General features: G+C 59.2%; 22 protein-coding genes, 1 tRNA gene and 1 pseudogene. 10 read left to right on the plus strand and 14 right to left on the minus strand.

Annotated features, from left to right (window positions below; all coding sequences use genetic code 11):
* Window positions 1-11 precede the first annotated feature (11 nt).
* From CIB54_RS10685 to CIB54_RS10720, 8 genes are all read right to left on the minus strand, one after another.
* On the minus strand, window positions 12-2,900 hold the full coding sequence (locus CIB54_RS10685) for a DUF927 domain-containing protein (RefSeq protein WP_003187531.1): 2,889 nt from the start codon (window positions 2,898-2,900) through the stop codon (window positions 12-14).
* Window positions 2,897-3,169: a DUF3077 domain-containing protein gene (locus CIB54_RS10690; RefSeq protein WP_003187533.1), complete on the minus strand. Its 273-nt coding sequence runs from the start codon at window positions 3,167-3,169 to the stop codon at window positions 2,897-2,899. The genes CIB54_RS10685 and CIB54_RS10690 overlap by 4 nt, the downstream gene beginning before the upstream one ends.
* Window positions 3,166-3,450: a hypothetical protein gene (locus CIB54_RS10695; protein ID WP_032900340.1), complete on the minus strand. Its 285-nt coding sequence runs from the start codon at window positions 3,448-3,450 to the stop codon at window positions 3,166-3,168. Before CIB54_RS10695 ends, CIB54_RS10690 begins: the two co-directional genes overlap by 4 nt.
* Before the next feature lie 530 nt (window positions 3,451-3,980).
* Complete coding sequence (locus CIB54_RS10700) at window positions 3,981-4,286, minus strand: hypothetical protein (RefSeq protein WP_003187535.1); 306 nt, start codon at window positions 4,284-4,286, stop codon at window positions 3,981-3,983.
* Window positions 4,283-4,564 carry a helix-turn-helix transcriptional regulator gene (locus CIB54_RS10705; RefSeq protein WP_087945004.1) on the minus strand — a complete coding sequence of 94 codons (282 nt, stop codon included), beginning with the start codon at window positions 4,562-4,564 and terminating at the stop codon, window positions 4,283-4,285. The genes CIB54_RS10700 and CIB54_RS10705 overlap by 4 nt, the downstream gene beginning before the upstream one ends.
* Before the next feature lie 100 nt (window positions 4,565-4,664).
* Window positions 4,665-5,504 carry a hypothetical protein gene (locus CIB54_RS27615; RefSeq protein WP_003187536.1) on the minus strand — a complete coding sequence of 280 codons (840 nt, stop codon included), beginning with the start codon at window positions 5,502-5,504 and terminating at the stop codon, window positions 4,665-4,667.
* Window positions 5,505-5,783: 279 nt separating this feature from the next.
* Entirely contained in the window at window positions 5,784-7,019 is a 1,236-nt protein-coding gene (locus CIB54_RS10715; protein ID WP_003187538.1) for a tyrosine-type recombinase/integrase, read from the minus strand.
* A 167-nt stretch (window positions 7,020-7,186) separates the two neighbouring features.
* Window positions 7,187-7,263 (minus strand) — tRNA-Arg (locus CIB54_RS10720).
* 371 nt (window positions 7,264-7,634) lie between these two features.
* Between CIB54_RS10720 and gabD the strand changes: the two genes are divergently transcribed.
* The 4 genes from gabD to CIB54_RS10740 all read left to right on the plus strand — a co-directional run bounded on the left by gabD (window position 7,635) and on the right by CIB54_RS10740 (window position 12,430).
* Window positions 7,635-9,077 carry an NADP-dependent succinate-semialdehyde dehydrogenase gene (gabD, locus tag CIB54_RS10725; RefSeq protein WP_101219756.1) on the plus strand — a complete coding sequence of 481 codons (1,443 nt, stop codon included), beginning with the start codon at window positions 7,635-7,637 and terminating at the stop codon, window positions 9,075-9,077.
* Between the two features lie 179 nt (window positions 9,078-9,256).
* Complete coding sequence (gabT, locus tag CIB54_RS10730) at window positions 9,257-10,534, plus strand: 4-aminobutyrate--2-oxoglutarate transaminase (protein WP_065949967.1); 1,278 nt, start codon at window positions 9,257-9,259, stop codon at window positions 10,532-10,534.
* A gap of 356 nt (window positions 10,535-10,890) precedes the next feature.
* Window positions 10,891-12,225 (plus strand): amidase, encoded by a 1,335-nt coding sequence (locus tag CIB54_RS10735; RefSeq protein ID WP_157829707.1) that lies wholly within the window; start codon window positions 10,891-10,893, stop codon window positions 12,223-12,225.
* Between the two features lie 16 nt (window positions 12,226-12,241).
* Window positions 12,242-12,430 (plus strand): hypothetical protein, encoded by a 189-nt coding sequence (locus CIB54_RS10740; RefSeq protein ID WP_065949969.1) that lies wholly within the window; start codon window positions 12,242-12,244, stop codon window positions 12,428-12,430.
* A 4-nt stretch (window positions 12,431-12,434) separates the two neighbouring features.
* On the opposite strand, the gene CIB54_RS10745 is transcribed toward CIB54_RS10740, so the two are convergent.
* The 5 genes and pseudogenes from CIB54_RS10745 to desA form a co-directional block, all read right to left on the minus strand.
* Window positions 12,435-13,634, minus strand: a complete 1,200-nt coding sequence (locus CIB54_RS10745; RefSeq protein WP_101219758.1) for a hypothetical protein — start codon at window positions 13,632-13,634, stop codon at window positions 12,435-12,437.
* Between the two features lie 13 nt (window positions 13,635-13,647).
* Entirely contained in the window at window positions 13,648-14,535 is an 888-nt protein-coding gene (locus CIB54_RS10750) for a nitrilase family protein (RefSeq protein WP_065949971.1), read from the minus strand.
* A gap of 115 nt (window positions 14,536-14,650) precedes the next feature.
* Window positions 14,651-16,592: pseudogene (locus tag CIB54_RS10755) on the minus strand (flavin monoamine oxidase family protein).
* A gap of 277 nt (window positions 16,593-16,869) precedes the next feature.
* Entirely contained in the window at window positions 16,870-17,871 is a 1,002-nt protein-coding gene (locus CIB54_RS10760; RefSeq protein WP_065949973.1) for a sensor domain-containing diguanylate cyclase, read from the minus strand.
* Between the two features lie 188 nt (window positions 17,872-18,059).
* A complete protein-coding gene (gene desA, locus CIB54_RS10765; protein WP_057725344.1) occupies window positions 18,060-19,244 on the minus strand; it encodes a delta-9 fatty acid desaturase DesA in 1,185 nt (394 codons plus the stop codon).
* Between the two features lie 166 nt (window positions 19,245-19,410).
* Here desA and dibA point away from each other — a divergent pair, with 166 nt between their 5' ends.
* From dibA to CIB54_RS10795, 6 genes are all read left to right on the plus strand, one after another.
* A complete protein-coding gene (gene dibA / locus CIB54_RS10770; protein ID WP_101219759.1) occupies window positions 19,411-21,324 on the plus strand; it encodes a phosphodiesterase DibA in 1,914 nt (637 codons plus the stop codon).
* A gap of 300 nt (window positions 21,325-21,624) precedes the next feature.
* Complete coding sequence (gene oscA, locus CIB54_RS10775) at window positions 21,625-21,807, plus strand: sulfur starvation response protein OscA (RefSeq protein WP_010565387.1); 183 nt, start codon at window positions 21,625-21,627, stop codon at window positions 21,805-21,807.
* A gap of 146 nt (window positions 21,808-21,953) precedes the next feature.
* The gene (locus tag CIB54_RS10780) at window positions 21,954-22,964 is read left to right on the plus strand and encodes a sulfate ABC transporter substrate-binding protein (protein ID WP_065949975.1); all 1,011 of its coding nucleotides are present in this window, start codon (window positions 21,954-21,956) and stop codon (window positions 22,962-22,964) included.
* Between the two features lie 141 nt (window positions 22,965-23,105).
* Window positions 23,106-23,924, plus strand: a complete 819-nt coding sequence (gene cysT, locus CIB54_RS10785) for a sulfate ABC transporter permease subunit CysT (RefSeq protein WP_065949976.1) — start codon at window positions 23,106-23,108, stop codon at window positions 23,922-23,924.
* A gap of 13 nt (window positions 23,925-23,937) precedes the next feature.
* Complete coding sequence (gene cysW / locus CIB54_RS10790) at window positions 23,938-24,810, plus strand: sulfate ABC transporter permease subunit CysW (RefSeq protein WP_101219760.1); 873 nt, start codon at window positions 23,938-23,940, stop codon at window positions 24,808-24,810.
* Between the two features lie 3 nt (window positions 24,811-24,813).
* The gene (locus tag CIB54_RS10795; RefSeq protein WP_065949978.1) at window positions 24,814-25,794 is read left to right on the plus strand and encodes a sulfate/molybdate ABC transporter ATP-binding protein; all 981 of its coding nucleotides are present in this window, start codon (window positions 24,814-24,816) and stop codon (window positions 25,792-25,794) included.
* Window positions 25,795-25,919: 125 nt separating this feature from the next.
* On the opposite strand, the gene CIB54_RS10800 is transcribed toward CIB54_RS10795, so the two are convergent.
* Window positions 25,920-26,447 carry an Mpo1 family 2-hydroxy fatty acid dioxygenase gene (locus CIB54_RS10800; protein ID WP_101219761.1) on the minus strand — a complete coding sequence of 176 codons (528 nt, stop codon included), beginning with the start codon at window positions 26,445-26,447 and terminating at the stop codon, window positions 25,920-25,922.
* Window positions 26,448-26,477: the final 30 nt, after the last annotated feature.

The raw sequence follows: 26,477 nt of genomic DNA on the forward strand, positions 1-26,477 counted from the left end.
AGCAGCCGTTATTAGGCGGCCTGGGCGCCGTGATCACCTTGTTCGGGCACTGCGACAACCACATAGCAACGCTGCAAGCCCAGCCCCGGTAGTCGCACTGCGGTCGAAGCTTTGCCATCCTTTCCAGGCTCTAAAACACCTCGTCGCAGGAGCTCTTTGTTAACCGCACTCAGGTTCATGCCTCGGAAGATTTCGGCCCTCCAGGCTTCCGGCAGCACGTAATAGGTATTGGTGGTATGTAAGGCATCGCCCATGCCGTGTTCCATCGTCTTGCGAAAGCCCAACCGATCAATCGTGCGTGGGCCGTGTTCATCGATCTTGGCGGCGGCAGACTCCCATCGGGTGAAGCGGCTTTCTCCAAAGCGCTCGATGACCTGTCTCAGTCGCGCCAAAATCGCATCCCCCTCGAAGTTACCGGCACCGCCACGCTCTGCCAGCCATGCATGCAGGCAAACCCGTGCAGCCGTCGTGGCCGTACCATCAGGCCAACCGGTGACGCCGAAGGCGGTGGCCAACTCTCCGGCCGCTGCTGCGAGGCCAAAGCGAAGGGCGGCACGTTGGGCTTGCCCACTGGCTGAGGCGGGTAGGTTTTGGGTGATGAACTGCTCCACCGTGCGGCGAATGATCACCGTCCACCTGAGCATTTCCCCAGGCGCGCACAGTGCGTTCAGGAAGGCGGTAAGAGGTGTGCCATAGTATTTGGCGACACGGGCTTTGAGTGCATCAGAGAGGGTGGCAGCGTCCTCAAAACCGTTCAGCACATCGAACATGCCGAGGCCTTTGCTGGCATCTGCTGGCACGGCGAGCATGCGCACCTCCATACCGGCTTTCAGCTCCTTGTTGGCATCCGCCATGTGCTGCGCCAACGTCTTCTCACCGGTCGAGAGAAACAGCAAGCGCCACTCTTGCACCTGTCGGCCCGCTTGTCCTCGATCATTCGCCCGGGCCTTACCGGTGCCGTTACCGAGCATGTAAACCGTCTCGCCAATAATGCGTGGGTCACACATGCCAATTTCGTCCAGCACCAGGAGGCCGTCTGAGTGCGCTGCAGCGATGGACTCCAGGGCGTTATCTGTCGAGCGCCACGAACGCACCAGGCGCGGCCCGCCATAAACCGAGGCGGCGACTTGTAGGTGAGTGGTCTTGCCACCGGAGCTGTCGCCGTACAGGTGGAAGCCGCCTGACTCATGCCCCAGCAGGTTTAGCAGAGGCCCTGCAAAGGCCACAGAGACGACAAACGCCAAGCGATGGTTACCAACGCACAGCGCGCCGATTTGCTGCTGCCACTGCTCCAGAGAGCCCGCCTCGCTGATGGGTGGCAACTGCGCACCGGCCTCATAAAAATGCAGGTGCTCGGCGTGCGAGCCGATCTGTTGTTCGGGCAATAGGAACGCATTGTCGTGCCAGCCCAAGCGCGTTACCAAGCGTGCGCGCTGGGCGCTATCGAAGCCGCCGAGGTAACTCTGCAGGTCATTGCGTGCGTTGCGCCCCGATCGGCTTCCGGCAAGGCGCAGGCCCATGTCTACCAGTGGACCGAGTACATCCTTGCCGAAGTCGCCTGTCATGGTTCGGGCCGGAATATTCCAGCGCTTTTTGGCGCCATCCGGGTCGTCGAACTCGACCAACAAACCCCAGTTGTGGCCCTTGTCGTCGCGAGTGCGAGCGATAATTTCGAGAGGCGAACACACGGGACGCGCCTCGCCATCGTCGCCGGAATAAAACACCCCTTCAGGCGTCAGGCGAAAGCCGCCCGGCAACAGGTCATTTTTTGATTTCGCAGGACGTTTGGCAGGCACCTTGCCCTTCGGTTGTTGTGGCTCAGTGGGCTCAGCAACACTGCCGAAAAACTCGCCGTTGCGCACCAGCTCGGCGACGTGGCCTGCGGTCCAGCCTTTGGCTAATGCATCCGCTGCATCGTCGCCGTCTGCCCATTTTCCACCTTTGACGAATGTCGGTTTTCCGCCTTTGCTGCTGGGTTTGAGCTTGAACACGTCGAGCGAGATTCGTTGCACTGAAGCGGCGCCCAGCTCAATCAGCTTGAGCTCGATGGCTTCCATGCAGGTCTTGCCGCTGGCGTCGTTATCCGGCCACAGCACCACAGCGCGCCCTTTGAGCGGCGTCAGATCGGCCTTGTGCCAGGAGTTCGAACCGTTCGGCCAGCAGGTGGCTACGTGCTCGGGCAACAGTTCGGCGGCGGCGTCAGCAGCCTTTTCGCCTTCACACAGCACCACCGGCGCATCGGCGCGCTGTGCCAGGTCATCCAGGCGTAGCAATGGCCGAGGCTCAGGCAAGCCTTGCCAACGCCATTGTGTGGTTTGTCCATCGGAGCGCTTGCACCAGGTCAACGGCGCAAAGACCTTTCGCGGTTTGCCGTCTTCATCTGGGCCCAGGTCGAAGCGATACAACGCCATGACCGGCTGGCCCTGAGCATCGCGATAGATCCACACCTTGGACGGGGTGCCGTGTTGTCGGTGCTTGGCAGGGCACTTGTTCATGGCCTCGGCCGGGATCGGTTGAATCGCGATCCACTCTGGTGTTGCGCTCTTGGCCGGTGCGGTTTTGGCGGTCGCAGAGCCAGCGGAAACACTGAGCAGATCCGCCAGCTTTTTGCAGGCCTCAACGTCCGTACCGCCGTCGATGTAGCGCACCAGATCGATCAGGTCGCCGCCCTTATCGCCGGTGGCGAAATCCGCCCATGTGCCTTTGCTCAAATTTACCTTGAGTGAGCCAGCGTGTTTGTCCGTGCGTGTGGGATTCGGTGCGGTGTATTCCTTGCCACCGTCGACACGTTTGCCGTTTGGCAGCCAGTGAGCAAGCACACGGTCGATGTTCTTCAGCGCAGCGCTTTTTACGTCGGCAAAGCTGGGGCGTTTTGAGGTGTTGCCGGTGCGTTGAGTCATGGGGCGATCCTCGACTCAAGCAAGGCCTCGTTCACGTCGTCGATCAGTGCCTTGGCCATCTCGCCGAGGTAGAACGCAGGCCAACTAAAGCGCTCGCCCGCATCGCTGATGGCGGCGTCGAGGATCAGTTGATTGGCGTGGTGCAGAATTTGGGAGACGGCTTCAAGTGCGTCTTCCAGCGGGATACCGGCATTCACCCGAAACAGGTTTTGGCCGTTACCGTTGGCAGGGGAGAACTCGGAGCGTCCACGCGTGCTGGAGTGGGTCACAGCGCACCGCCTTTCTGGCCCATCGGCACAGAGGAGGCATCACCGTACATGGTGAGTGTTTTTATCAAGCCTAAGGTGCCGCGCACGTCCCAAATAACAGACGACAGCACGCGGTTGGAAAGCAGGGGTTTATCCCCGTCTAAGTGGTCTTCCAGCAGCATGAGAACGGAGTCGGCACGGTCGAGCGCACAGGTGATGGCGTCGATAGGCAGACCGGCTTCGGCATTTTGGCTGACGCAGAGGAGATCTTCGGGCAGTGCAAAGCCTGGGAGGATGCTCATTGTGCACCTCCTGCGGCTTCCAGGGCGCGAGCCTTGGACATATGGGCGTTGTAACGGGAAAGGCGTGTAGCGAGGCTGGAATTGGCGTGTAAAGCGGCGAGAGCCATTGCTCGATGAGCGGCGGCGCGAATTTTGGACGGATTGGTGGCGTGCATTGGGCGAAACTCCTTTGTCTGGGGAGCTGCCACGGTTCGCCGTCAAACGAATTAGGGTGGCAGCTGTACGCAGGTTGACGGACCGGGGACAAAGGAACCCGGCATACCCGAAGGTATCCCGCGCACAGCCGCCATAAACAGGATGTGCATGCACAAAAAAAGCGCCTGCAATCGTGATGGGGGCGCCTGTGCGCCAATGTCTGAACGGGCCGTCAAACCCGGTCGCTGATTTTGCAGCGACGAGCAGAGAGTAACGTCCGATTTTTGAAAGTGCAACTGTGCAGATAGCTTGCGGAATTTTTTGATGCGGCATAAATTGATTAGGCATGTAGATTTACCTCAACGCCTCCGGTTGCCGCCGGGGGCGTTTTCATTTCAGGCATGGATTTCCCAGCTCAGGGAAACAAAGGGCAAGAAGTCGCTATCGAGGCAAGCGCGTGCATCTTCGTAGGCGTCTAGTTGTTGGCCTTCGTCTACGATGATTGCTCGGGGGGCTTGGCAGGGAACTGACAATGCGCACCAGATGCCGTCTGCCCATCGCATCACCATCACGTCCCGATTCAGGCGTTTTTGCTCAGTGCGGTAGCGTTCGAAGCGTTGCATCCACCGCGGCGTGAATCCGACTGTTCTGAGTACAGAAAAGGGCTGCAAAATGGCCTTGTTGGCGACTCGGTTTTTCATGCTGCCACCTGGTCGCGAGCCTCTATGCGACTTCGTGCCCATGTTTGGATTTCAGATAAAACCCAAGCTACGGGTGCACCGCGAGCGTTGCTGTTGCTCAGCTTGACGGGCAGGGGAAAGCCGCTATCTGTGCGCTGCATGAGTTTGTAGATGGTGGAACGCTTCATGCCCACGATCCGCTCGACCTCGGGCATACGGATCAATGTCGACGATGCGTCAAAGATGGAGTTTGGAATGGTTGGGTTAACGCGGGGAAGTTTGGTGATAGAGGCTTTCATAGGTCTTGCTCTCGACTGGTTAGGACTGAGAGCAATGATCTAGGTGCAGGTCTGTGGTGAGCAGTTCACTTCCAATTGAAATCCGATTGAAATTTCTGGCTTACAGCACGAAATTGCGTTTGAGAACTGCCTCAACTCTTTTGCGTGTTAGGGCTTTTTCGGTCTCAAGCGTAATCCACTCAGGCCGCTGTTTTGGAGGTTTTGCCACCTCACCTTGTAGCCAGGCATGCACCTTCGTTGCAACGTTGCGTTTGGGCATCCCCGCTGCGCGGTAGTGAAGCCCCTGTTTAACTATCGCGGCGTCTCGAACGCTAATTTCCTCGTTACGCTCCATACCGCTGACGAGGCCGCCTTTTTTGCGGATGGCATTTTTGATCGCACGGTCCGCGATGTGTCTTAGTTCATCGTCGGTCAGGCAGGGTAGGGATATGATTGGTTTCAGATAGAGGGCGTAATCATCAAGTGTCTGAATGCGTTCATCCGGATCGACCTGCATCTCGACGAACTGACAGTAGAGATCCCTGGGCCAGTCGGTGGGACGTTCGGAGACGTGAGACCAAGCCTCTTGATCGACTGTCTGCATCCAGTTGGCTAACGTCTCCAGCGCTTTTACGGCACAAGCCATGATGTATGCAGAATGAGCATCGCGCTCTGACGCTGAGTAGCAATTGCTGTACATGCGGACCCAATGCGCGAGTCGTGCCTTGGTATCGGTGGAGGCATATTGAAAAATCGTCTCCTCATGGATCGTCGTCTGAATGCACATGCTGGCTAAATCTTTGTTGATATCGTCACCATGAATGCGCAGAAAGCATTGGTCGATCAAACGGCAGGCGTCAGCGACCTGCTCATGGCAGAGGTCATAGAGCGGTTGCGCAGAGAGATAACTGAACAAGCCTCGGCTTAACGCCAAACGCAAAATGGATTGGTGATCATTCATTGCCAACTGTCTCAGGCACCCTGTAACGGTGATTCCCGCGCCCTGCATTCGAAGCGAATACCCAGCGAAAGCCATTTTGTAGGCGCATGTTTAGACCGTTTGCCCCCAGGCGTGTAATGACTTTGGCGTTACACGCAAGGGCAGCGTTACATCGCATGTACGTTAAGCTGTTGAACTGTGTAACGGGCGTGAAAGCCAATAAATCCGGGCACTTGGCGAGTGGCGTTACACGAGTAACACGCGTTACACCGGATTCAGAAGGGGGCAGGGTTAGTGCTCTCATACTGCCTTTCCACATTGCCCCTGAACGACATTTCCACTCACTAGGGCATCAAGATGATCGGCGTACCACTGCATCATCACTCTGCGCTGAGGTAGGTACACAGCTTTGTTATAGACCCCGGCAATCCCTTCTTTTGCATGGGAGAGCTGGGCCTCAATATGATTCTCATCGAAACCCTGCTCATTGAGTATGGTGCTGGCAATGTGACGAAAGCCGTGACCTGTTTGCCGGCCGGCATATCCCAGTCTGCGTAGCGCCATTAGAAATACGGTATTGCTACGGGGGATTGTCCTGTCTTTCCTGCCTGGAAATAGGAGAGGGTACGCACCTGTCAGTGTTCGTAACTCAGTGAGCGCTTCAATTGCCTGTCGAGAGAGAGGCACCACATGTTCGCGACGACGTTTCATTCGCTCGGCTGGGATCGTCCATAGCTTTTTGGAGAGGTCGATTTCTGACCAGCGTGCTTCGCGGATCTCGCTCGGGCGCGATGCTAATAAGGAAAGCAAGCGAAGCCCAATACGAACGTCTTTTGCGTGAGGGTAGGAGTTGATCGCTCGAAGTAGCGCAGGCAGTTCTTCAATCGAAACGTGTGCATAGTTTTCAGCGCTGCGTGATTGCAGAAATTTGCTGAGACCTTCAAGAGGGTTGTGGACGGCTCGTCCTGTTACGCGGGCCAGGTCATAGATCTCTTTGCAAAAGGCACGAACTCGGCCCATTTGTTCAATGATCCCCTTCTGCTCCATGCCGCGTAGAAACTCCATCCATTCCAGGGGCAGTATTTCTGTGTATACGCGTTTGCCGAACACGGGGAACACGTGAAGCTCCAGTGCGCCAAGCACTCGTCGAGACGTACCTGACTCCCAGCTTGTGCGTCTGGCCTCAAACCACTCACGGCCTAACGCTTCAAAAGTGTTGTTAGCAGCGACCTGGTCTGCAACCTTCCGAGCTTGCTTGCTCACCAACGGATTTTTGCCGGTCGATGCGTCTTCCCGCAGTTGGGCTGCTTTCTGTCTGGCCAAAGAACCACTGATTTCCGGATATCCGCCGAGGCCTAACCAAGACCATTTGCCGTCTGGCTTTTTATAGCGCAGCTCCCACGATTTTTGCCCGTTAGGTTTTACTCGGAAGTACAGACCATTCCCGTCCTGCTCCCTATACGTAGCGTGCTCAGGCTCCAGGCCCGCAAGCGTGGTGTCTGCTAAGGGGCGGCGTTTGATTTCAGAGCGCTTCACTTCCTGTATGCCTCCAGTTATAGGAATCTCAAAGCATACACGTGGGCATACACGGCGGGAAGTTATAGGGGTAGACAGGGACGGATAGCCAGAAACAAGAAAGCCCGCACAGGGCGGGCTTCTAGGGGTGTTTCGTAGACTGTCTGAGACAGCCCGAGACTGCTATATGGTGCACCCGGCGGGATTCGAACCCACGACCCCTGCCTTCGGAGGGCAGTACTCTATCCAGCTGAGCTACGGATGCTTGTGCGGGCGACATCATACCCATGTCGACCTTGGGCGTCCATGCCGGTCTTTGGGCCTTTAAGTGTAGGAGTCTGCCGTGCGCAAGCTCTGGGCCGGGTGCCACCGATCAGTGCGGTGAAACCCAGCGCAACTACCCTGATCAGAAAACTCTGACAGATGCGTCGATTTTGTTCTTTTTTTCGAACATCCTATTGCCCTGTACCCCCATTGATCCTAGGATTCGTTTGAGATTTCAAACGCTCTGTCTCCCGCGTGCTCTTTCATTTCTCCCGCGCGCTGGGGCTGATTTCCCTGACGGCAGCCCACCAGGCGCCTTTCAACAACTCTAATTTGCTCCGCGTGCGCGCGGTGCTGTTAAGGAAAGCCGACATGCAGCTCAAAGATACCCAGTTGTTCCGCCAGCAAGCCTTTATCGATGGCGCTTGGGTCGATGCGGACAATGGTCAGACCATCAAGGTCAACAACCCGGCCACGGGCGAGATTCTCGGTACCGTGCCAAAGATGGGCGCTGCGGAAACCCGCCGCGCCATCGAAGCGGCCGACAAGGCTCTGCCGGCCTGGCGTGCACTCACCGCCAAGGACCGCGCCAACAAGCTGCGTCGTTGGTTCGAACTGCTGATCGAAAACCAGGACGATCTCGGCCGCCTGATGACTCTCGAACAAGGCAAGCCGCTGGCCGAAGCCAAGGGCGAAATCGTCTACGCCGCGTCCTTTATCGAGTGGTTTGCCGAAGAAGCCAAGCGCATCTACGGTGACGTGATTCCCGGCCACCAGCCCGACAAGCGCCTGATCGTGATCAAGCAGCCGATCGGCGTGACTGCTGCCATTACCCCGTGGAACTTCCCTGCGGCGATGATTACCCGTAAAGCCGGGCCGGCCCTGGCTGCCGGCTGCACCATGGTGATCAAGCCCGCGTCGCAGACCCCGTTTTCGGCCCTGGCCCTGGTCGAGCTGGCGCACCGCGCCGGTATCCCCAAAGGCGTGCTGAGCGTGGTCACCGGCAGCGCCGGCGATATCGGCGGCGAGCTGACCAGCAATCCGATCGTGCGTAAATTGTCCTTCACCGGCTCCACCGAGATCGGTCGCCAGCTGATGGCCGAATGCGCCAAGGACATCAAGAAGGTCTCCCTGGAACTGGGCGGCAACGCGCCGTTCATCGTGTTCGACGACGCTGACCTGGATAAGGCCGTCGAAGGCGCGATCATTTCCAAGTACCGCAACAACGGCCAAACCTGCGTGTGCGCCAACCGCCTGTATATCCAGGATTCGGTGTACGACGCGTTTGCCGAAAAACTCAAGGTGGCCGTGGCCAAGCTCAAGATCGGCAACGGTCTGGAAGAAGGCACCACCACTGGCCCGCTGATCGACGAAAAAGCCGTGGCCAAGGTCCAGGAACACATTGCCGACGCCTTGAGCAAAGGCGCCAAGCTGCTGGCCGGCGGCAAAGCGATGGAAGGCAATTTCTTCGAGCCGACCATCCTCACCGACGTGCCGAAAAACGCCGCCGTGGCCAAGGAAGAAACCTTCGGCCCACTGGCGCCGTTGTTCCGTTTCAAAGACGAAGCCGACGTGATCGCGATGGCCAACGACACCGAGTTCGGCCTGGCCTCGTACTTCTATGCGCGTGACCTGGGCCGTGTGTTCCGCGTGGCTGAAGCGCTGGAATACGGCATGGTCGGCGTCAATACCGGGTTGATCTCCAACGAAGTGGCGCCGTTCGGCGGCATCAAGGCCTCGGGCCTGGGCCGTGAAGGGTCCAAGTACGGGATCGAGGACTACCTGGAAATCAAATACCTCTGCCTGGGCATCTGACCGGCACGCGATTGCAGCAAACGCAGAGGGCACGAGAGCGCTGTCCCTTTGCGTGTTTCACACCGTTATTCGCAGTGGCCGGGAAAGCTGTGGCAGTCGATCATCGCATGCTGCCGTAGTTGCCTCTCCGCCACCTATCCTTGAACCACGCCGCCCGATGAGCGGCGAATGAGGACTTTATGAGCAAGACCAACGCATCCCTGATGAAACGCCGCGAAGCCGCTGTACCGCGCGGTGTCGGCCAGATTCACCCGATCTTCGCCGAATCGGCGAAGAACGCCACCGTGACCGACGTTGAAGGTCGCGAGTTCATCGACTTCGCCGGCGGTATCGCCGTGCTCAACACCGGCCACGTGCACCCGAAAATCATCGCGGCGGTGACCGAGCAACTGAACAAACTGACCCACACCTGCTTCCAGGTACTGGCTTACGAGCCCTATGTGGAAGTGTGCGAGAAAGTCGCGGCCAAGGTGCCAGGTGATTTCGCCAAGAAAACCCTGCTGGTCACCACCGGTTCCGAAGCGGTGGAAAACGCCGTGAAAATCGCCCGCGCCGCCACTGGCCGTGCTGGCGTGATCGCCTTCACCGGCGCTTACCACGGCCGCACCATGATGACCCTGGGCCTCACCGGCAAAGTCGTGCCGTACTCGGCCGGCATGGGCCTGATGCCGGGCGGCGTGTTCCGTGCGCTGTATCCGAACGAACTGCACGGTGTGAGCGACGACGACGCCATCGCCAGCATCGAGCGCATCTTCAAGAACGATGCCGAGCCGCGTGATATCGCTGCGATCATCATCGAGCCGGTGCAGGGCGAGGGCGGTTTCTACGTCGCGCCTAAATCGTTCATGAAGCGCCTGCGCGAACTGTGCGACAAGCACGGCATCCTGCTGATCGCCGACGAAGTGCAAACCGGTGCCGGCCGTACCGGCACGTTCTTCGCCATGGAACAGATGGGCGTTGCCGCCGACCTGACCACCTTTGCCAAATCCATCGCCGGCGGCTTCCCGCTGGCCGGTGTGTGCGGCAAGGCCGAGTACATGGACGCCATCGCCCCGGGCGGCCTGGGCGGCACCTATGCCGGCAGCCCGATTGCTTGCGCCGCCGCGTTGGCGGTGATGGAAGTGTTCGAAGAAGAACACCTGTTGGACCGCTGCAAGGCCGTCGGCGAGCGCCTGGTGACCGGCCTCAAGGCCATCCAGGCCAAATACCCGGTGATCGGCGAAGTGCGTGCCCTGGGCGCGATGATCGCGGTGGAGTTGTTTGAAGATGGCGACAGCCATAAGCCGAACGCCGCTGCCGTTGCCGCGGTAGTGGCCAAGGCGCGTGACAAGGGCCTGATCCTGCTGTCCTGTGGCACCTACGGCAATGTGTTGCGCGTACTGGTGCCGTTGACCTCGCCGGACGAGCAGTTGGACAAGGGCCTGGCAATCATTGAAGAGTGCTTTGCCGAGCTGTAAGCGGCAAGCCACAAGCTTCAAGTAATAAACGCTTGCAGCTACTCGCTCCCACCTCGCTGCGCAAAGAAGCCGCCCCCTGAGCAAAAAACGCATATGCGGTTTTTTGCTCACGGGGCGGCTTCTTGCGTGATGTGCAGGCATTACCGCTGGCCTGCTGCACCTCTTACCACATCCAGGACGGGGCAGGGCCGATCTGGCGCCGGCAAGACGATGGGACCTCGCACGAGGCTTTCCTGCCGGTGTCTTTATCTGACGGGCTCATCCCAACTCACTATGCGAAGCGGATGACATACATGTGCCTGGAGATCAGGCAGAGTTCCTGCTATCCACCCGTATATGCAGGAGGTTTTTCACTCATGGCTCAACCTCATGGCTTCTTCCAGGGCAAAACCGTCGCAGAGCTTTCCCGACAGGTGCGCAACCAAGAGGTACGTTGCGTTCAACTCACTCAGGCGGCGTTGGACGCTATCCATCAACTGAACCCTGCTATCAATGCCTTCGTCTCGCTTAACGTGGCTGAGGCACTTCACACCGCACAATTGCTCGATAGGGAGATCGACGAGGGTCAGTATCGCGGGCCGCTGCACGGTATCCCCATCGCAATCAAGGACAACATCGATACTCGGGGTATGCCTACGACGTATGGTTCTCACCTGTTTCAAAACCACTGGCCTACGGCTGATGCGCGTTGTGTCGCCCAGCTCAGGACAGCCGGGGCGGTGGTGGTTGGTAAAACGCTGACCAGTGAGTTTGCGCTCGGCCCTACGGGCGAATTTTCATTTCAGGGGCCGTCTCACAATCCTCACGACCTGAACAGGGTCACGGGTGGGTCCAGCGCAGGGAGTGCCGCAGCGGTTGCCGGGGGCATGGTCCCCATCGCGATCGGCACTGATACCGCAGGGTCCATTCGTATTCCAGCGTCTTTTTGTGGCGTGGTTGGGTTCAAGCCTAGTTACGGGCGCATTTCTCTTGAGGGGGTTTACCCTGTCAGCGCCACCCTGGACCATGTCGGTCCACTGGCTCAATGTGTAGAAGACATTGCCATACTGCTGGAGGTACTTAGCGTCTCGCCAATAAGCTGCGTGAAACCTGCCGACAAACCTCGGGCGGTATGGGTGGACCCCAAGGCGATCCACGATGTGGACGAGCGCGTGCTTGCATGCTGCCGTGCACGATTCCACGCGATATTTGGTACCGAACAACGGGCCGTCGATTTCGAAGCGTTGATTCCAGCGGTTCAAAGTGCTTTTAAAACCATTCTGCTCGCAGAGGCTTACGCCGTGCACAGTGCTTACCTGGAGGATGAGGGCAGCCATTTCAGCAGTGAGCTGAGAACTCGCCTCGCATCGGGCAAAGCGATTAGCGCCTGGCAGTATCTGAATGCGCTGGGAAGCCGTAAGTTGCTGCAGAGCCAAGTGGCTGAACTATTCAAAGCAACCGATTTGCTGGTAATGCCATCCACCGCGATTACGCCACCACGGTTTGGTCTCAAGAGGGTCACTGTCAACGGCGTTGAACATCCCATTCGAGAGGCCATCAATGGCTTGACGAGCGTCTGGAACCTGCTTGGTTTACCCGCCATCAACGTCCCCGCCGGAACCGTGGATGGTCTGCCCTGCGGGTTGCAAATCATTGCTGGCCCGAACCAGGATGAAAAGTTGTTGGCGTGGCTGGCGGCGCTGCAGGTTTAGTCTGCGCGCTCCGGGGTTGGCGGCTGCGAACCTGGGCGACGATGCAGGCATCACTGCCGCCATCGTAGGCCAGGTTGCAGGTGTGTATTACGGTGCGCAGGGCATTCTGCAGGTCTGGTTAAACGCACTGTGGATGCGGGGCCAGATCCACGCCATTGCCTTGGCGCTGATGCAGGTGCCGCAACAGGAAACCAGCCCATTCTGATGCGTTAATCCGCAATCACCATACCGATCAAAGGTACGATCAACACCGTACTGATCGCCATGGACAATACGTTGCCGATATACGGATGCATGTAGTCAGGCAGGCGCCCGGCAATTGCGGAGGCCAGCGGCGGGGCGATCAGGGCTCCCAACAATGCGCTGGTTACAATCACTGTCGCGTTTCCGCCATAGGTCAAGACGGCAGCGGGCACCACAGACACGAGAGGCACATAGGTTGGGTACCAACCACGCTCGCGCCATTGCCGGCGCCACAGGATGATGCCGATCAGAGAAGTCAGCGCTTGACCTGCAATCAGGTGTGGCAACCATCCAGATCCATAAGCGGGGCTCATGGGATTTAATGCATAGGCCAGCAATACCCCGGCGAGCAAACCCAGGCTGGCCCACTCATTGCCAAAGAATGGGGCTTCGGAGAAGTCCGCCAGCACGCGACGTAACGTCCAGCGTATGCCGTAGTCGGGTGTTTTCAGCGGGGGGGCGGGGGGAGGGATGCCGGCCTTGGTTTCAGTTGCACGGCTCACCAGCGCCGGGAGTGCGCGGCAGAGTAAAAATGCGACCACGCTACCTAACGCCATGCCCAGGACATTTCCAATCACCACTGGCAAACCCAGGGGAATACAGAGGTAGTTGACCATCAGCAGACAGCTCGGCGTCACCAGAAGCGCACCGAGCAAGGCGCCGTTGAGCGTGACCTTCCATCCCCCGCCAAACAGCAACACCATGGCCGCCGGAAGTGACACAAATGCAGCGAACGTTGGTTGCCAGGAATCCGCTGTCAGGGTCCAGCCCCAGATCGCGTTGCTCAGCAGCAGTCCCAGCAATGAACTGGTCACCAACCAAGGCCAGAGCCCCGTGCCGTAGGCGATGCTGAAGCCTTGCCAGGCTTGCGCGTACCGACTGGCCCAGTAACCGAAAGCACCACCGAGCAGCAGACCGAGTGATGCGAACTCGTGTTTGTAGAAGGCCACTTCGCTGATATCGCCGACCACCCAACGTAACCACGCTGTTGGCGAGGGCAGGCTGTCCATCATGTCGTTGTAACCTGGCCAGAGTACCGGTGCCGAGGTGGAGTAAGACACCGACAACGCAGTGAGTGACGCGACCAGGATGAGCGTGGCCGAGATCAGCATGACAAGGTGGCGAACAGATGAGTCCGATGACACTTTTGTGGGTATGTAATCCATGATCGACCCTCCGTCAGCGTGGCAGGCACGGGTGAAGGTGGTAGCCGAGCATCGTGTCATACAGGTCGCTCCGGCGATCCCGTTGCAGGTCGTTAAGGCTGTTCCAGATCGGCGCGCTGCGGGCGCTGGACAAGTCGATGTCGGCGTAAATGATCGCTTGCTCGTCGGATGAGGCGATTTTGCCGATGGGCCAACCGTTGGTGCCGGCAATCAGCGAGCACCCCAGGTAACGCGCATCCTGTTCTTCCCCGATGCGGTTTGCGGCAGCAATGAACACGTTGTTGGCGTGGGCGGCGGTCATGGTCAGGTAAGAGGCCATGCATTTGCCAGCTTCGTCGAACAGGGGCGGCGGGGTCCACACCCAGTTGTTCAGGCTGCAAATGATGTCGGCGCCTTGCTGAGTCAGTATGCGTGGGACTTCGGGGAACCAGATGTCCCAGCAGATCAGTAAGCCTATGCGGCCTATGGATGTTTCAAATACGGGGAATCCAAGGTTGCCAGGGGTGAACCAGAGTTTTTCCTTGTTCCAGAGGTGGGCCTTGCGGTATTTGCCAATCAGGCCATCGGGGCCCAGCAGCACTGCCGTGTCGAACAGCTGCATGCCTTCGCGCTCGGCCAGGCCCGCCACAAGATGTACTTGGTGAGCCTGGGCGAAATCCATCCACGCCCGCAGGCTGGGACCGCCTGGAACGGGTTCGGCATGTAGATAGGCATCATGGCGATTGTTGAATAGATAACCGGTATTGGCCAACTCCGGAAGCACAATCAGATTGGCGCCATTATTCACCGCTTGCAGGGCAAGACTGAGGCTGGTTTCCAGGTTGGAGGCGCGATTGTGGGTACCGACTTGCGGATCAAATTGCACAACGGCGACGCGTACTGGGCTCGTGGAATCGTTCATCGTGTAGACCTCTTTTTATTGTTATGAGCCCACCGGAGCAGGTGGGCGTTTAATAGAAAGTCTTTTTTGCTTGTGCGTCAGTAGGCTGTTTCCGTTAGGGTCGTAGGCAGCTGCTCTATCGATTTAGCGGCCCTTGATACCGGGGATAGTCATCCAGGGTAAAGCCCCCGTTGAACTTGGCGAGGGTGGTACTGCAGAGGTTGATCACTGCGTCGACGGCGCCACGTAGGCACGGCTCGGTCCAGCCCGCATCCACGGAAAACGATTCCCCGGCCAGATACAGGCCGCTGACATGGGCATAGTCCCGGTTGTACTGCATCAAGCTGACTGCGTCGTAGTAGGTCCCCGCGCGATAGAGCTTGGCGCAACCTAGTGCGTTCTTGTCGGTCACCCAGCGTTGGACGATGGCGTTTTGTTTGTCGATGTAGGGCGATATCGCCGTTTTGATATTGGCGCTGCGTAACAGGATGCGGTCCAGTTCCGTGACGCACTTATCGACCAAGGTTTGGTCGTCGAAAGAAGCCAGTTTGGTCGCGTCATCCTCCCAGGTGTAACTGAGCAAGATGCAGTCATAGGGATAGGCGTTGTGGTAGCGGTAGGTGTACACATCGTGGATAAAGCTGTCGGTGACCATGATCTGGGGGATTTTTTTGTTTTTCGACAGAAAGCTTTTCTTGAGCGGCGCATAGACCTTGCAACTGGTTTCCCAGTGGGCGGTTTTGTAAGCATTGGTGACGGAATACGGCAGCATCGCCTGGCTGAAGTTTTCCAGCTGAATGTGTGTTTCGATAATCCAGGATGGCAGTGTCATGATCACTGCATCGAAATCTTCATGGCGTTCTGATGTGGCTCTGGGACTACTGACCTGCCAGTCATAGGTCAAGCGGATTTGGCCGTTTTCAAGCTTGGTCAAGCGAGTCACTGAGGTGTCGGTAAGAAAGCCCTTCCCGCGTTGCCGACTGTGATCATAGAAGGACTTGCCGTTTAACTTGGTCCATAAAAAGCAGGCACTCGTCCAGTGCCGTTAGCCCCAGGTAACGCGGCGCATCGAACGGCAAGTCATTGCAGTCTTTGAGGGTGGTTTCCCCTAGATACGGTGACGGAGCGGGATTGCCGTTAATGCCGACGCGCCCATGCACCAGTTGGAGTTGACTGCTGAAACCGAAGATCGCAGTACGTAAAGGATAGAGGCAGCACACGTCATAAAATGCCCCCCAACTGCCATCGCCGATACCGATGGAATAGAAAAGTGTGGACTCTTCCTGGGTCATGCCGAGACCGCCAAAGTCCTCAGGAGTACGGGTGCTCCACGTAACGCTCGCCAACGCCACCAAGTCACGAAAGGACAGGCTTTGGTAACGCGCGACGATAGCGGCCCATAAGGATTCCCATAGTGGCGTGCCATACATCTGGGCGACTTCGTGCGTCATCTGATCGGCAAAACTGCGCCACTTGGCATACACCTCCTGCAATTTTTCTGTCGGAGGTGGCGTGTGGCCTTGCGGGTTTTTCCAGATAAGCATCTGTGGCTGTGGCGTTCCCTCAAGTAACCCTTCGCGCAGGTAAATGCCTGTGTCGCGTACATGCGATGTGCCTGGGTTGGGAAAGTCGGACAGCTGCAGTTCAAAGAGTTTGCAATAGTAGGCCAGCAGCGATTGCCCATCTAAAGGCGATTCACCTGCCTGATTGAACATGGGCATGCGCATGGCGCCCATTTCGAAGGGGGTCTGGCCCAGCATTGGAGATTGGCCGCGATTGAGCATCGATAGGTGACGCCCGCCAACCCGGTGAGACTGTTCCAACAATGTGACGTTGTTGAATCCGCACCGGAGTAATTCGCGCGCAGCGGTCAATCCGGTGATGCCAGCGCCAACGATGCAGATTTTGTAATCGGGTTGGGTTGCCTGGGCGATGCCAAAATCTTGTTCGACCAATTTGCGATAGTTGAAGCACAAGTCCGGAGGACTTGGGAACCGGCCTCGCCATGACGATGGGGCGTGGGCTGTTAAGTGCTTGGCGACCAGGGCGGGGTAGTCGTAGGTGGATCCGATGGTCATGGTTCATGCTCCAGAGTCTGCCCGGTCGGGAGGAATGACCGGCGGCAATGGCGAATGAATTTAGTACCGCGAGGAGGTGGCGGGGGGGTAGATCTTTGTGGTGAGGGTTGGGCGTCCGCTGGAGCGCGGGGCTGCCATCTTTCGACGGTCGTCCTACAGAGAAAATGCTATGAGTGATTGTTGTAGCCCAAGCGCAAAATGCGTTTTGGCGCAAGCTGCGCAGCGTGGAATAGAGACCTTGAAAAAAGCTGCGGGCAAGCCCCGTATTGCCCCCGACCTAACCCGCAATCACGCGGTTCTTGCCCTGGCGCTTGGCCTCATACATCGCCGCATCGGCGCGACCGAACAGTCTGTCGAGCGTTGAGTCATCTTCGCGCAGGCTGGTCAAACCCTGGCTGACCGTCACGGTAAACCCGTGGCCTTCGACGCTGAAACTCAGCGCCTGGATTTCCCTGCCCAGCCGCTCGGCCACCTGCAGGGCCATCTCCGGGGCGCAGCCGGGCAGTACGGCGGCAAACTCTTCTCCACCGATACGCCCGAACAGGTCGCCACGGCGCAACACCCCACGCCCGCTTTCGGCGATACGTCGCAGTACCTGGTCGCCTTCCAGATGGCCGTAGGTGTCGTTGATGTCTTTGAAGTCATCGATGTCCAGCAACAGGAACGCCAGCGGCGTGCCCTGCGCACAGGCGCTCTCAAAGGCCTGATTGGCGAGCTCGAAGAAGTGCCGGCGGTTGCTGCTCTGGGTCAGCACATCGGTGGTGGCCAGGCGATGCAGTTCCAGCTCCAGGTGCTTTTTTTCGGTAATGTCCTCGGCCATGCCCACGACGATCATCGGCTTGCCCGGCTCGGCCTGCTGGTTGATATAGCATTTGTCGCTGAGCCAGCGAATCTGCCCGTCGAGGGTGACGATGCGGTATTCGCGGTCTTCCACGGCGCCCTGGTCCAATACACGGGCCAGGCTGTGTTCGGCATAGTCGAGGTCTTCGGGGTGGATGCTGTTGCGCCACTCCCGATGGTCGGCCAGCAGCAAACCGGCGCTGCGGCCGAATATGCGTTCGTAGGCGGGGCTGACGTACAGCACGCGACGGGTTTCCCAATCAATGGCCCACAGCACGGCATTCACGCTCACCAGCAGCGAGCTGAGCAGCTGCTCACGCTCACTCAGGCGCTCGACCTCACCCTGGGCATGCATCAGCGCCAACAGCGTCGACGCCGCCGCCGGGCGCGGTGGCTGGGCAGAGGACACATCAGGCGTGCAGGGCTTTTCGTGAACCATCGGAACAACTCTCTCTGGGCGCGCCGCAGGATGGAACAGCGGTCACTACAAGGGGTCACCATGATGGCGAAGTGTTCTTTGAGAGAGGGGAATTGCAGTGAAGTTCCGTGATCGGGCTGGATTGGCGGTGCCCGTAAAATGGCGTCAGAAAGCCAGTGTGCGGGAGGGCGAGCCCTCCCGCAGTCATGTCAGACCCCTGCGGGGCGCAGTGAATAGGTCTTCAATTGATGGGCAAAATCGCGCAGGGATTGGATACCGCTGGCTTCGGCTTCGTGTACCCATTCCTTGATCGCCGCCAGCATGTCGTGGCCATTGGTGCTGGTCTTGAGCCAGATCTGCTGCAGCGCCAGACGCTTCTCGTAAATCACGCTCAGCGCTTGGCTGTGCTCCAGCATGCTTTGAATGCGCACGTGGTGGCGATCGCTCAGCAGGCTGGTTTCCCGCGACAGCAGACGCTTGGCGCGGTGGAACTGGTGGCGGACCGAGTGATCGACTTTCTCCAGCTCCTGCTTGACCAGCGGGCCGATCACCAATTTGCGGTATTGGGCCATGATCTGGAAGCGGTTGTTGAGGATCGCCATGGCGGTGTCCATGTCCAGGTGACCCTTGCCTTCGACGCGGTGGGCGATCGGCGCGACGCGCTGCACCTTGGCCAGGCGCAGGAAGCTGAACACCTTGATCCAGGCCCAGCCCAGGTCGAACTCCCATTTCTTGACCGACAACTTGGCCGAGTTGGGGTAGGTGTGGTGGTTGTTGTGCAGCTCTTCGCCCCCCACGATGATGCCCCACGGCACCAGGTTGGTCGCCGCATCGCGGCATTCGAAGTTGCGATAGCCCACGGCATGGCCCAGGCCGTTGATCACACCGGCGGCCCAGAATGGAATCCACATCATCTGGATCGCCCAGATGGTGATGCCGATGGTGCCGAACAGCAGCAGGTCGATCACGCCCATGAGCGCCACGCCCAGCAGCGGGAAGCGCGTGTAGAGGTTGCGTTCGATCCAGTCGTCCGGGCAGTTCTTGCCGTAGATGCGCAGGGTCTCGGGGTTTTCCGCCTCGGCGCGGTACAGCTCGGCGCCTTTGCGCAGCACGGTGGACAGGCCCTTGATCACCGGGCTGTGCGGGTCATCGACGGTTTCGCATTTGGCGTGGTGCTTGCGGTGGATAGCGGTCCACTCGCGGGTGTTCTGCGCCGTGGTCAGCCACAGCCAGAAGCGGAAGAAGTGTTTCAGGCCGGCATTGAGCTCGAGCGAGCGATGGGCTGAATAACGGTGCAGATAGACCGTGACCCCAATAATGGTCACGTGGGTCATCAACAGCGTGACTGCCACCAGTTGCCAGGCTGACAGGTCAAGAAAACCGTTGTACCACATAGGCTGTATGGCCCTCAGATAAAGTAAAGAACAGCTCATGCATTATCACTAAGCCTACAGAGAAAACCAGCCACCCTTTCAGATAGGAGTGACTGGATGTTTCTTATTCTATAATCCTCAGCCTTCGTAGGGCGATTCTGTTTTTTTGGTAAGGATTACTGACCATATGCTGTTTTCATACCGAGGAGCCCTACGTACGGGGCTGGTATACCTGCTGATTTCCATTGTATGGCTCAGGCTCAGCCACCACTTATTGATCAACTTTATCGATGAACCCCAGGCGTTGGCGCATTGGCTGCAACTGCGCGGCTATGTCTGGGTGGGCCTGAGCGCGCTGGCTATCTACGTGATGGGCGTGCGTTTCGCCCGGGCCCACCAGCTGCAACAGCCCATGAAAGAAAACCGTGAGCGCCTGCAACAAGCCGCTGCGGTCTTTGATTGCACCCGCGAAGGGGTGCTGGTCACCGATGCCCGGGGCCTGATCGTGCACGTCAATCGGGCATTCATGGAGATCACCGGCTATCGGCGCGAAGACGTCATGGGCAAGCCACCCAGCCTGTTCAAGTCCGGGCGCCATTCGTCGCGTTTTTATCAGCAGATGTTCCAGACCCTCGAACGCAGCGGTGAGTGGAGCGGCGAAATCTGGAACCGACGCCAGAGCGGAGAAGTTTACCCACAGTGGCAGACCATCCGCGTCATCCGCGATGAGCAAGGCCACATCAGCCACTATGTTGCGGTGTTTTCGGACATCAGCGCCATCAAGGACTCCGAACACGAACTGGCGCACCTGGCTCATCACGACCCGCTGACCGACCTGCCCAACCGCCTGCTGTTCACCGACCGCGCCGAGCAGGCGCTGGCCTCGGCACAAGTGCACAAACGTGGCTGTGCATTGCTGCTGCTGGACCTGGATCACTTCAAGATCATCAATGACAGCCTGGGCCACAATGTGGGCGATCAACTGCTCAAGCTGGTGGCCGTGCGTCTGACGGGGCTGTTCGGGCCTGGGGTGACCCTGGCGCGCCTGGGCGGCGACGAATTCGCCGTGCTGGCGGAGAGTTGCCCCCAGGTGATGCAGGCTGCGGCCCTGGCGCAGCGCATGCTCGATGCCATGAAGGAGCCGTTTGTGTTTGACGGCAACCAGCTGTTTATCAGCGCCAGCATCGGCATCAGCCTGTTCCCCAGCGATGCGCTGAGCGCCGAGCAGTTGTTGCGCAACGCCGACTCGGCCCTGTTCAAGGCCAAGCACGCGGGCCGTGAGGGCTACGCCTTGTACACCGAGGAACTGACGGCTCACGCGCAGAACCGTGTGGAAATCGCCAGCGAACTGCGTCGCGCCCTCGACCAGCAGGAGCTGCGCGTCTACTACCAGCCGGTGCACGGCCTGCAGGACAGCCGCCTGATTGGCGTCGAAGCGCTGGTGCGCTGGCAGCACCCGGAACGCGGCCTGGTGCCGCCGGGCGAATTTATCCCCATCGCCGAGCGCACCGGGTTGATCGCCGACATCGACGCCTGGGTGATGAACCAGGCCTGCCGCCAGATGTGCCAATGGCTGGCGGACGGCGCGCCGTTGGGGTTTATCGCGGTCAACGTGTCCAGCCGGCTGTTTGCCCGGCGCGAACTCTACGACCACGTGGGCCAGGTGCTTCACGATACAGGGCTGGATCCAGCCTTCCTTGAGCTGGAAGTCACCGAAAGCGCGGTGATGGACGACCCGGAAGTCGCCCTTGAACAACTGCACCGCCTGCGCGAGCTGGGTTTGCGCCTGGCCATCGACGACTTCGGCACTGGCTATTCCTCGCTGTTGCGCCTCAAGCGCCTGCCGGTGCAGAAACTCAAGATCGACCAGGGCTTTGTCGCCGGCTTGCCGTGGGATGAAGACGACGCCGCCATCGTGCGCGTGGTCATCGCCCTGGCCAAAAGCATGGGCATGCAGGTGCATGCCGAAGGGATCGAGCAGGTGGAGCAGGCCCGCTTCTTGCTGGACCAGGAATGCGACATGGGGCAGGGGTACTGGTTTGGAAAGCCGGTGCCGGCTGACGAGATCAATTGGGCACAAGCACCCGCCATCCGAGCTTGAAATGCGGTCCAGGGGTGGGAGGGGGCTTGTCCCCGATGGCAGTGGGTCAGCCAAGAGTCACTAACCTGACACACCGCTATCGGGGGCAAGCCCCCTCCCACATTGGAACTGCACAAGGCTTTATTTCAGTGCTGTGGTTCAAAATCCACGTGCAACCCCACGCCCCGCCAGAAAATTCTTTCTGGTTATATAAACATTCTTAAATAGTATTTTTAAGAATATCCCCGCTTATCTACTATCGCTCTCACGCCGCAAGCAGTGCCGCCACTGCCAGGCACTATTCATTTCAGGAGCGAGACCATGAGCGCATCTCTACGTAGCGTCGACGGCCAGGACGAAGCAGCCATTTTGCGTGAGATCCAGAGCGCCCTGCGCGATCTGCGGTTTGGCGCGGTGGAAATCACCGTACACAACGCTCAAGTGGTGCAGATCGAACGCAAGGAAAAATTCCGCCTGCAGAACCCGGGTAACAAACCCGCCTAAGAATAAGCCACGAGTAGGAGCGAGCTTGCTCGCGAAAAACGCCAACGATAACGCAGCGCATCAGGTTTAACGCGGTGCTCCTGGTTTTTTCGCGAGCAAGCTCGCTCCTGCAGGGTTGCGCCAACATAAGAATTTCAGGAGCTTCTATGTCGTCGATTCGCCGTTATGCCCTGGCCGCGCTGGCCAGTGCCGTGTTTGCCGGTTCCGCCGTTGCCAAGGACTACGAGTTGCTCAACGTCTCCTACGACCCGACCCGTGAGCTGTACCAGGACTACAACGCTGAGTTCACCACCTTCTGGAAGCAGTCCCACCCGGGCGACAACGTCAAGATCCAGCAATCCCACGGTGGTTCGGGCAAGCAAGGCCGTGCGGTGATCGACGGCCTGCGCGCCGACGTAGTGACCCTGGCCCTGGCCGGTGACATCGACGAAATCGCCAAGCTGGGCAAGACCCTGCCGGAAAACTGGCAAACCCGCCTGCCGGACGCCAGCACCCCGTACACCTCGACCATCGTGTTCCTGGTGCGCAAGGGCAACCCCAAAGGCATCAAGGACTGGGGCGACCTGATCAAGAAAGACGTGTCGGTGATCACGCCTAACCCGAAAACCTCCGGCGGTGCGCGCTGGAACTTCCTCGCCGCCTGGGCCTACGGCCTCAAGGCTGGCGGCAGCGAAGCCAAGGCTCAGGAATACGTTCAAGCGTTGTTCAAGCACGTGCCGATCCTCGACACCGGCGCACGCGGTTCCACCATCACCTTCGTCAACAACGGTCAGGGCGACGTGCTGCTGGCCTGGGAAAACGAAGCGTTCCTGGCGCTCAAGGAAGACGGTGGCGCCGACAAGTTCGACATCGTCGTGCCGTCCCTGTCGATCCTCGCGGAGCCGCCGGTGGCCGTGGTCGACAAGAACGCCGAGAAAAAGGGCAATACCGAGATCGCTACCGAATACCTCAAGCACCTGTACAGCCCGGCTGGCCAGGAGATTGCGGCGAAAAACTTCTACCGCCCACGCGATGAGAAAGTCGCCGCCAAATACGCCCAACAGTTCCCTGAACTGGACTTGGTCACCATCGACAAAGACTTCGGCGGCTGGAAAACTGCCCAACCGAAATTCTTTAACGACGGTGGCGTGTTCGACCAGATCTACACGGCGCAGTAAGCCAAAGTACCTGTAGGAGCGAGCTTGCTCGCGAAGGTCGTCAACGATAACGCGTACATTCTGAATGAGCGCGGTGCCCTTGATTCTTTCGCGAGCAAGCTCGCTCCTACAGTGGTTTCTACCCTTTAACCAAGGACTCTTATGTCGCGTCGTATTTCCCCCGTCATACCCGGCTTCGGGCTGACGCTGGGCTACACCGTGGTGTACCTCAGCCTGATCGTACTCATCCCCCTGGCGGCGATGTTTGTACACGCCGCTCAACTCACCTGGGATCAGTTCTGGAACATCATCTCCGCACCGCGCGTGCTGGCGGCGTTGAAACTGAGCTTCAGCACCGCGTTGTACGCCGCGCTGATCAACGGCGTGATCGGCACGCTGCTGGCCTGGGTGTTGGTGCGCTACACCTTCCCCGGACGCAAGATCATCGATGCGATGATCGACTTGCCGTTCGCCTTGCCCACCGCTGTGGCCGGTATCGCGCTGACCGCGCTGTATGCGCCCAACGGTCTGGTGGGCCAGTTCGCCGCCGACCTGGGCTTCAAGATCGCCTACACCCCGCTGGGCATTACCCTGGCGCTGACCTTCGTGACCTTGCCCTTCGTGGTGCGCACGGTGCAGCCGGTACTGGCCGATATCCCCCGGGAAGTCGAAGAAGCCGCCGCCTGCCTGGGCGCCAAGCCTTTGCAAGTGTTCCGCCACATCCTCGTGCCGGCCCTGTTGCCGGCCTGGCTGACCGGTTTCGCGCTGGCCTTCGCCCGTGGCGTCGGTGAGTACGGCTCGGTGATTTTCATCGCCGGCAACATGCCGATGAAAACCGAAATCCTGCCGTTGCTGATCATGGTCAAGCTCGACCAGTACGACTACCGCGGCGCCACCTCTATCGGTGTGCTGATGCTGGTGGTTTCCTTTGTCCTGCTGCTGCTGATCAACTTGTTACAGCGGCGCATCGAACGTCCATAAGGAGGCGCGGAACATGTCCCAATCGTCTATCTCCGCCGCGTCCTCGGCCAACGCCGCCCGGCGTGGCAGCGCCACCTCGCGACGTATCCTGATCGGCCTCGGCTGGCTGGTGTTCGCCCTGTTCCTGCTGCTGCCGTTGTTGATCGTGGTGTCCCAGGGCCTGAAGAATGGCCTCGGCGCGTTCTTCACCGCGATCCTTGAACCGGACGCGCTGTCGGCGCTGAAACTCACGGTAATCGCCGTGGTGATCTCGGTGCCGCTCAACCTGGTGTTTGGCGTCAGCGCCGCGTGGTGCGTGAGCAAATATTCATTCCGTGGCAAAAGCATCCTGGTAACGCTGATCGACCTGCCGTTCTCGGTGTCCCCGGTGATCGCAGGCCTGGTCTACGTGCTGATGTTCGGCGCCCAGGGCTTTTTCGGCCCCTGGCTGCAGGAACATGACATCCAGATCGTGTTCGCCTTGCCCGGTATCGTGCTGGCGACCATCTTCGTCACCGTGCCGTTCGTGGCCCGTGAGCTGATCCCGCTGATGCAGGAGCAGGGCACCCAGGAAGAAGAAGCCGCGCGCCTGCTCGGGGCCAACGGCTGGCAGATGTTCTGGCATGTCACCGTACCGAACATCAAGTGGGGCCTGATCTACGGCGTGGTGCTCTGTACGGCGCGGGCCATGGGGGAGTTCGGCGCAGTGTCGGTGGTGTCCGGCCATATTCGCGGCGTGACCAACACGCTGCCGCTGCACGTCGAGATTCTCTACAACGAATACAACCACGTCGCCGCCTTTGCGGTGGCCAGCCTGTTGCTGATCCTGGCGCTCTTCATCCTGCTGCTCAAGCAGTGGAGCGAGAACCGAATCAACCGCCTGCGCAACAGCGCCGGTGAGGAATAAGTCATGTCGATCGAAGTCCGTAATGTCAGCAAGAACTTCAACGCCTTCAAGGCCCTGGACAGCATCAACCTGGATATCCAGAGTGGCGAGCTGGTGGCGTTGCTGGGTCCCTCCGGCTGCGGCAAGACCACCTTGCTGCGCATCATTGCAGGCCTGGAAACCCCGGACGCCGGCAGCATCGTGTTCCACGGCGAGGACGTCTCCGGTCACGATGTGCGTGATCGCAATGTGGGCTTTGTGTTCCAGCACTACGCGCTGTTCCGCCATATGACCGTGTTCGACAACGTTGCTTTCGGCCTGCGCATGAAGCCGAAAAACCAGCGCCCGACTGAAAGCCAGATCGCGAGCAAGGTTCACGAACTGCTGAACATGGTGCAGCTCGACTGGCTCTCCGATCGCTACCCGGAACAACTCTCCGGCGGCCAGCGCCAGCGTATCGCCCTGGCACGGGCCCTGGCGGTGGAGCCTAAGGTGCTGCTGCTGGACGAACCCTTCGGCGCCCTCGATGCCAAGGTGCGCAAAGAACTGCGGCGCTGGCTGGCGCGCTTGCACGAGGATATCAACCTGACCTCGGTGTTCGTGACCCATGACCAGGAGGAGGCCATGGAAGTCGCCGACCGTATCGTGGTGATGAACAAGGGCGTGATCGAGCAGATCGGTTCACCGGGCGACGTCTACGAAAACCCGGCCAGCGATTTTGTGTACCACTTTCTGGGTGACTCCAACCGCTTGCACCTGGGCGAGGACAAACACCTGCTGTTCCGCCCGCACGAGGTGTCGCTGTCGCGGCATGAGCTGGAGGATCACCACGCGGCTGAGGTGCGGGACATCCGGCCGCTGGGTGCGACTACTCGCGTGACCCTGAAGGTCGAAGGCCAGCCCGAGCTGATCGAAGCCGAAGTGGTGAAGGACCACGACAGCCTGACCGGCCTGGCCCGTGGCGAGACCCTGTTCTTCAAACCCAAGGTCTGGCAAAAAGCCTGAGCACGCCCCAGAACCCCATGTGAAAACGGGACCAATGTGGGAGGGGGCTTGCCCCCGATAGCGGTGTGTCAGTCACACATATTCTGACTGATCCACCGCCATCGGGAGCAAGCCCCCTCCCACATTCAGATTCCACTGGGCTTGAGATCGCGGCGCGCCACCGGGCCTGAGCGGTGCTCAATCTGCTGCTTCAGCGCCTGCCGCAACCCCAGCAGAAACGCCAACTCCGCCACCACAAACAACGGCCCCACAATCAGCCCCGACACATCATCCACAAACGCCGGCTTTCGGCCTTCGTAGTAATGCCCGACAAACTGAATCACCCAGCCCACCACAAACATCCCGATACCGCTGCTCAACCACACCATCGTGCTCTGCGCCGCCAGCACGTGCCCGGCCCATACCGACAAGCCCATCAACAGCGTCATCAACAATCCCAGGGCCAGTTCCAGGCGCAGGTAAAACCACGCCGAAAACAGCGCCAGCACTACCGCCGGAGAAACCCACAGCGCGCCCACCGCCCATTCGGGACGTGACAGCAGCACGGCGACCGCCACCACGATCAAGGGAATGCCGATGAAGTGGCTGGCGATATTGCGTGGGTCGCGGTGGTAGGCGGCGTATTGACTGAGGTGGTCGACGAGGCTTTTCATTGTTGTTCCTCCTGTAGGATGTTTGATCAT

The sequence above is a fragment of the Pseudomonas fluorescens genome, from assembly GCF_002837185.1.
Classification (GTDB): Bacteria; Pseudomonadota; Gammaproteobacteria; order Pseudomonadales; family Pseudomonadaceae; genus Aquipseudomonas; species Aquipseudomonas fluorescens_AM.

Excerpts from the sequence above, each read along its gene's own strand:
- CIB54_RS10700 (WP_003187535.1), bottom strand. The coding sequence starts at position 4,286 with ATGAAAAACCGAGTCGCCAACAAGGCCATTTTGCAGCCCTTTTCTGTA.
- CIB54_RS10780 (WP_065949975.1), top strand. The coding sequence starts at position 21,954 with ATGTCGTCGATTCGCCGTTATGCCCTGGCCGCGCTGGCCAGTGCCGTG.
- CIB54_RS10745 (WP_101219758.1), bottom strand. The coding sequence starts at position 13,634 with ATGGATTACATACCCACAAAAGTGTCATCGGACTCATCTGTTCGCCAC.
- CIB54_RS10705 (WP_087945004.1), bottom strand. The coding sequence starts at position 4,564 with ATGAAAGCCTCTATCACCAAACTTCCCCGCGTTAACCCAACCATTCCA.
- dibA (WP_101219759.1), top strand. The coding sequence starts at position 19,411 with ATGCTGTTTTCATACCGAGGAGCCCTACGTACGGGGCTGGTATACCTG.
- CIB54_RS10750 (WP_065949971.1), bottom strand. The coding sequence starts at position 14,535 with ATGAACGATTCCACGAGCCCAGTACGCGTCGCCGTTGTGCAATTTGAT.
- CIB54_RS27615 (WP_003187536.1), bottom strand. The coding sequence starts at position 5,504 with ATGAATGATCACCAATCCATTTTGCGTTTGGCGTTAAGCCGAGGCTTG.
- gabD (WP_101219756.1), top strand. The coding sequence starts at position 7,635 with ATGCAGCTCAAAGATACCCAGTTGTTCCGCCAGCAAGCCTTTATCGAT.
- CIB54_RS10685 (WP_003187531.1), bottom strand. The coding sequence starts at position 2,900 with ATGACTCAACGCACCGGCAACACCTCAAAACGCCCCAGCTTTGCCGAC.
- cysW (WP_101219760.1), top strand. The coding sequence starts at position 23,938 with ATGTCCCAATCGTCTATCTCCGCCGCGTCCTCGGCCAACGCCGCCCGG.
- cysT (WP_065949976.1), top strand. The coding sequence starts at position 23,106 with ATGTCGCGTCGTATTTCCCCCGTCATACCCGGCTTCGGGCTGACGCTG.
- CIB54_RS10795 (WP_065949978.1), top strand. The coding sequence starts at position 24,814 with ATGTCGATCGAAGTCCGTAATGTCAGCAAGAACTTCAACGCCTTCAAG.
- CIB54_RS10695 (WP_032900340.1), bottom strand. The coding sequence starts at position 3,450 with ATGAGCATCCTCCCAGGCTTTGCACTGCCCGAAGATCTCCTCTGCGTC.
- CIB54_RS10760 (WP_065949973.1), bottom strand. The coding sequence starts at position 17,871 with ATGGTTCACGAAAAGCCCTGCACGCCTGATGTGTCCTCTGCCCAGCCA.
- oscA (WP_010565387.1), top strand. The coding sequence starts at position 21,625 with ATGAGCGCATCTCTACGTAGCGTCGACGGCCAGGACGAAGCAGCCATT.
- CIB54_RS10800 (WP_101219761.1), bottom strand. The coding sequence starts at position 26,447 with ATGAAAAGCCTCGTCGACCACCTCAGTCAATACGCCGCCTACCACCGC.
- gabT (WP_065949967.1), top strand. The coding sequence starts at position 9,257 with ATGAGCAAGACCAACGCATCCCTGATGAAACGCCGCGAAGCCGCTGTA.
- CIB54_RS10735 (WP_157829707.1), top strand. The coding sequence starts at position 10,891 with ATGGCTCAACCTCATGGCTTCTTCCAGGGCAAAACCGTCGCAGAGCTT.
- desA (WP_057725344.1), bottom strand. The coding sequence starts at position 19,244 with ATGTGGTACAACGGTTTTCTTGACCTGTCAGCCTGGCAACTGGTGGCA.